Annotated in this window: 2 protein-coding genes; both read right to left on the bottom strand. The window is 64.1% G+C overall.

Translation table 11 applies throughout. The features are described 5' to 3' along the window. Nucleotides 1-320: 320 nt before the first annotated feature. A complete protein-coding gene (locus EN893_RS31260; protein WP_127267278.1) occupies nt 321-1,082 on the bottom strand; it encodes a heme ABC transporter permease in 762 nt (253 codons plus the stop codon). Between the two features lie 138 nt (nt 1,083-1,220). Then, nucleotides 1,221-1,986 (bottom strand): ATP-binding cassette domain-containing protein (locus tag EN893_RS31255; RefSeq protein ID WP_128362066.1); only part of this gene is annotated, 766 nt, incomplete at its 5' end.

Here is a 1,986-nt window from a genome sequence, read left to right as displayed (position 1 = left end):
CCACCAAACAGTGTGACATACCAGAGATCCTCGGCCCTCGGGGCGTCGACGACAGCATCGGCGGCGTGCGCCGAACTCCAGCCAAGCCCCAATGCGAGTATCGATACCCCAGCCAGCAAACGCAGTTTCATCGTCGATTCCCCGCTCAATAACACTGAATGGCACTCAGCTCGGCTCAGGGGAAGATGTCAACGGACGGACGAAGTCGAGGCGACCTTTTGGGACACCTCGTTGCTATACAGCAACACAGCAGCATTGTTCAGGCGAAAGCAGGAGTAAGGTTGCTGCTGGTCGCAATTCGAGCGGCGAGAGGGGGAAACCTAATCGCGTCTCTCTGCCTGCCTAGCCGCGACCCGTCTCATGGCAATCACCCGGCGGCGGCGGATTTCGGTGCGCATCGCCATCAGGTGCAGCGCGAAGAACAGCACGGTGAAGCCGAGCGCCATCACCAGCAGCGGCCATAGCAGGCTGGGGTCGATGGTGGAGCCGCCCATGCGGAACACCGAGGCCGGCTGATGCAGCGTGTTCCACCAGTCGACCGAGAACTTGATGATCGGGATGTTGATGAAGCCTACCAGCGTGATGATGGCCGCGGCCCAGGCGGCGCGGCTGGCATCGTCGAGCGCGCGGGTCAGCGCGATGATGCCGAGATACATCAGGAGCAGCACGAACACCGAAGTCAGCCGAGCATCCCAGACCCACCAGGTGCCCCACATCGGCTTGCCCCAGATCGAACCGGTGATCAGCGCCAGCGCGGTGAAGACGGCGCCGATGGGCGCTGCGGATTTCAGCGCGACATCGGCCAACGGATGCCGCCAGACGAGCGTGCCGAGCGCCGAGACCGCCATCAGCGTGTAGCACATCATGGCGAGCCAGGCGAAAGGCACGTGGATATACATGATGCGGACGGTGATGCCCTGCTGGAAATCCTCAGGCGCGGCGAAGCTCATATAGAGCCCCACGGCGAGGATCAGTGTGGCGATCGTGGCCAGCCATGGCACGACCTTGTCCGCCAGCCCGACGAAGCGCGTCGGGTTGGCGAGATCCATCCAGCCGGTCAGGCGTGAAGTCGTGTCGCTCATGCGGTTCTACATAAACCGCCAACGCGTTTGGGGCAATCGAGCGGTGGTGTCGCAGACGCAATTGGGGCGGCCGTGCCTGTACTCTCACCCGGACCTACGGTCCGACCTCCCCACAAGGGGGAGGTAAAAGAAAGAGGCTCAGGCAGCCGCTTCCTGCTGTTGCTGCACGGTGCGGCTGAGGCGGCGAACCTCCTCGTCGTTGAGCAGGCCGCCGGCGCGCAGCAGGCTGGCGAAGCGGCCATTGCGCAGCGACAGCTCGGTGAAGCCGCCCATCTCGACCACCCTGCCCTTGTCCATGAACACGACCAGATCGGCGTCGCGAACGGTGGTCAGGCGGTGGGCGATGATGAAGGTCGTGCGGTCGCGGCGCAGCTCGTCGATCGCTTCCTTGACGCGGTCCTCGGTCTCGACGTCGAGCGCGCTGGTCGCCTCGTCGAGCACCAGGATCGGTGCGTCCTTCAGCACGGCGCGGGCAATGGCGATGCGCTGACGTTCGCCGCCCGAGAGCTGCCCGCCACGTTCGCCAACCACCGTGTCGTAACCATTGCTCTTCGACAGGATGAAGTCCTGTGCGGCAGCCGCATTGGCGGCGGCATGGATCTCGTCATTGCTTGCATCGGCGCGGCCAACACGGATGTTGTCCTCGATCGAGCGGTTGAGCAGCCCAGCATCCTGGAACACGGTGGCAATCGAATGGCGCACCGACTTGCGGGTCACGGTGCGGGTGTCGATGCCGTCGATCAGGATACGGCCATGGGACGGCGAGAAGACACGCTGCAGCAGGTTGATGAGCGTGGTCTTGCCGGCGCCCGTCGGGCCCACGATGGCGACGGTCTGGCCGGCCTGCACCTCGAAGGACACGTCGTCGATGCCTTGGCCGGAATTGGCGAATTCGAAGCCGACA

The sequence above is a fragment of the Mesorhizobium sp. M7A.F.Ca.CA.004.04.2.1 genome (assembly GCF_004022825.1).
In the GTDB taxonomy this organism is placed as follows: Bacteria; Pseudomonadota; Alphaproteobacteria; order Rhizobiales; family Rhizobiaceae; genus Mesorhizobium.
This window is presented reverse-complemented; position numbering and strand designations above follow the sequence as displayed.